Raw genomic sequence first — 3,467 nt, 5'->3', positions numbered from 1 at the left:
TCGACCATTGCGCGGGCCAAGCGCGTACGTATTCACACAAGAGAGGGCGTGGTTTCCGGAGTGACGGGCAATACGGCTATCCACCTGCAGGATAAGAAGAACGGCAAAGGCGAACAGCCGGCCTGGAAAGATATTTACGTGGATATCGGGGCTTCGAGCCGGGAAGAGGCCCTGGATTTGGTCCAGGTGGGCGACCCGATTACGTACGCGGATGAGTATGATTATCTCTCCGAGGATATTTTGACGGGACGCGCCCTGGATAACCGCATCGGCGGATATATGATCGCCCAGGTGCTGCGCAGGCTCAATGACCGGCGCAACGAGCTGGGCGTTAACGTGGTGGCCCTGAATTCGGTACAGGAAGAAGTGGGCGGTTATGGCGCGCGCATGATGAGCTATCGTATTGAGCCCGATCTGTCACTGGTGACGGATGTGACCCACGCCACCGATACCCCGGGCATTGACCACAAGGAACACGGCCTGGTGAAACTGGGTAAGGGACCCTCCATCCAGCACGGCGGCGCCAACCATCCCAGGATTGTGGAATTCCTGGAAAAGCTCAGCGAGCAAAAAGGAATCGATATCCAGCACGAGGCAACCAGCGTTCGCACCGGCACGGATACCGACAGCATCTTTTATCAGAAGACCGGCATCCCCAGCGCGCTGCTCTCCCTGCCGCTCCGGTATATGCATTCACCGGTGGAGACCGTTTCACTAACCGACGTGGAGGTCCTCATCGAGCTGATGACCGAGTCGGTACTGGCACTGGAACCCGATCAGACGTTTCAGGTTCTGTAGGTTGTTACCCTGGCCGGGATAATTGATTAGCAATCCTGCTTTTAAAAATTAATTCCAGTAACGCGTTGTGTGATATACAACGGCTGAGAAATAATTTCCAGGAGTCGGAAACGGACAGCTTTGTGAATATGTTGACAGGAAATGACAACAGCACCGGTCTGAGGTCTGAGCGCATTTAGGTCCGGCTGTTTTTCCGCTCAACGAGTTAAAAATAAAATTTATTCGTGTATATGAAAGTTAAAACTACGCTTATATTGGTTATCGCCTTGTTGGTAACTTTTCCGCTTATGGCTCAGGAAGATGCTACCCCCACGGTACAGGAAGCATTTCTTCCTTATGAAACGGGGCCCAGTACATCTTATCGAAGTGCCAGCGGTGCCCCGGGCGAAGCTTACTGGCAAAATTCTGCCAACTACGAAATGGATGTCCGGCTGCACCCGGAAGAGCATAAAGTAACCAACACCATAACCATACAGTATACGAATAACAGTCCCCAGCAGCTGAAATTTATTTGGCTCAAGCTCGATCAGAATTTATTCGATAAAGAATCCTGGGGTGCAAAATTAACGCCCCATACCGGGTCCCGGTTCGGCAATAGGAACTTTGACGGCGGAATAACGATTGACGACATAACCGTTCGGCAGGAGGGGGAAGACTACGATCCCGAGACCCGATCGGTGGGGACGAATATGAAAGTTGATCTGAGAGATCCCCTGTCTGCCGAAGGAGGGGAGGTAACGATCCGTATCGATTATTCATTCGTGATCCCCGACTACGGCTCGGATCGGCTCGGCAGGGTCGAAACAAAAAACGGTATTATTTACGAAGTGGCCCAGTGGTACCCGCGGGTAGCCGTTTTTGACGACGTGCAGGGCTGGAATATCCGTCCCTATCTGGGTGCCGGTGAGTTTTACATGGACTACGGATCCTTTGATTACCGGATTACGGCACCGTCCGACTATGTGATTGTGGCCTCGGGTACCCTGGAAAATCCACAGGAGGTATTGACGCAGGCGCAGCAAGATCGCTGGGAAGAGGCGCATAATAGTGATGAACGCGTATACATTATCACCCGGGAGGAAGTAGGCGCAGAGGAATCGCGTCCCCGGGATTCAGAGCGGCTGACCTGGGAGTTTAGTATTGAAAATTCTCGAGATATTGCCTGGGCCGCTTCCAGGGCGTTCATTTGGGATGCGGCCCGCATAAATCTGCCGGAAGGAGATCAGGCGCTGGCCATGTCGGTGTATCCGGAGGAAAGTGCAGGTGATAATGCGTGGAGCCGCTCAACGGAGTATGTTAAAGGTTCAATTGAATTCTATTCGGATTACCTCACTAAATACCCCTATTCTACAGCTATTAACGTAGCCGGGACCGTGGGAGGCATGGAATATCCGGGCATCATGTTTTGCAGCTGGAAGGCTACGGAAGCCGGCTTATGGGGAGTTACCGATCATGAATTTGGACATATTTGGTTCCCGATGATCGTAGGGTCCAATGAGCGCGAACATGCCTGGATGGATGAAGGGTTCAATTCGTTTATTAACAGCCTGAGCACAAAGCATTTTAATAATGGCGAATATTACCGCGAGACCGATGCCCGGATCCTGAATGACTGGCTGAATAGCGAAGACACTGAGCCGATTATGACGGCTCCCGACCAGATACAGCCGGGTAATCTGGGCGCGGTGGCGTACAATAAACCGGCAGTGGGACTCCAGATGCTTCGAAATTCCATCCTCGGCCCGGAAGCTTTTGATGAAGCATTTACCGAATATATTGACCGATGGGCCTACAAACACCCCACTCCCGATGATTTCTTCAATACGATGGAGAATGTCAGCGGACGCGACCTGGACTGGTTCTGGAGGGGCTGGTTTGAAAAGACCTGGACGATGGACCAGGCGGTTGATTCGGTTAACTACGTGGAGGAAGATCCCTCAAAGGGTTCTCTGATCAGTATCAGCAATAACAAAAAACTGGTGATGCCTGTGGTCATGGAAATAACGCAGGAGAACGGGCAGACTGAAGTAATCGAGTTGCCGGTTCAGGTATGGCACCGCGGCGATAGCTGGACCGTGCCGTATAATTCTACTTCAAAGATTCAGCGGGTGGAAATTGATCCCCGAAGAGAATTTCCGGATGTAAATCCGGGTAATAATGTGTGGAGTAGCGAATAATGACTGTGGCGGATTTCAGATATTAGCTGGCTGATAGATCCCTGGTCTCCGGGTCCTGCCCCCTTGCCGTATTGCTGATAAGGGTACGTTCGCGGGGTATCGATAGCAGCAACGATGCTCTTGGCCGATCCGCCGCCCGGCGAAAGCATGCCGTGACAGGTTTTTGCAAAACGTTCTATAAAATAAAAAGCCCGTCCTCACAAGGACGGGCTTTTAAATGTCATTAAATTCCTGGAAGCGGTCTAAGTGCTGCTTATTCGGCAGCGGGCTTCTCGAGCGGGGCGTCGATAATATGAACGACGCCATTGATTCCCTCGATATCGGCCGTCGTGACGGTAGCCTCGCCGTTAATGGTGATGGTAGCACCGCTGACCTCTACGTCAAGATCCTGCCCGTCCATCGTGGTATAGGACTGGGAGCTTAACTCGCTGGAGAGCAGCTTTTCCTCCAGGATATGGTATTCCACATCTTCGGCGGACAGACCCGCGTCCC

The 3,467-nt window shown here is 52.2% G+C and carries 3 protein-coding genes; 2 read left to right on the top strand and 1 reads right to left on the bottom strand.

Going from position 1 to position 3,467, the window contains the following annotated elements; genetic code table 11:
• Together ACESLU_RS13115 and ACESLU_RS13110 are read left to right on the top strand one after the other, a co-directional pair.
• Window positions 1-798: M20/M25/M40 family metallo-hydrolase (locus tag ACESLU_RS13115; protein ID WP_372639085.1), on the top strand; the 798-nt coding region annotated here is incomplete at its 5' end.
• Between the two features lie 230 nt (window positions 799-1,028).
• Window positions 1,029-2,975: a M1 family metallopeptidase gene (locus tag ACESLU_RS13110; protein ID WP_372639083.1), complete on the top strand. Its 1,947-nt coding sequence runs from the start codon at window positions 1,029-1,031 to the stop codon at window positions 2,973-2,975.
• A gap of 253 nt (window positions 2,976-3,228) precedes the next feature.
• On the opposite strand, the gene ACESLU_RS13105 is transcribed toward ACESLU_RS13110, so the two are convergent.
• On the bottom strand, window positions 3,229-3,467 hold a 239-nt coding region (locus ACESLU_RS13105; protein ID WP_372639082.1), incomplete at its 5' end, for a fasciclin domain-containing protein.

The organism is Fodinibius sp. (assembly GCF_041642155.1).
In the GTDB taxonomy this organism is placed as follows: domain Bacteria; phylum Bacteroidota; class Rhodothermia; order Balneolales; family Balneolaceae; genus Fodinibius.
Note: the sequence above shows the minus strand (reverse complement) of the source record. Positions and strands in the feature narration are given on the sequence as shown.

Coding starts and splice junctions, on each gene's coding strand:
- ACESLU_RS13110 (WP_372639083.1), top strand. CDS start 1,029: ATGAAAGTTAAAACTACGCTTATATTGGTTATCGCCTTGTTGGTAACT.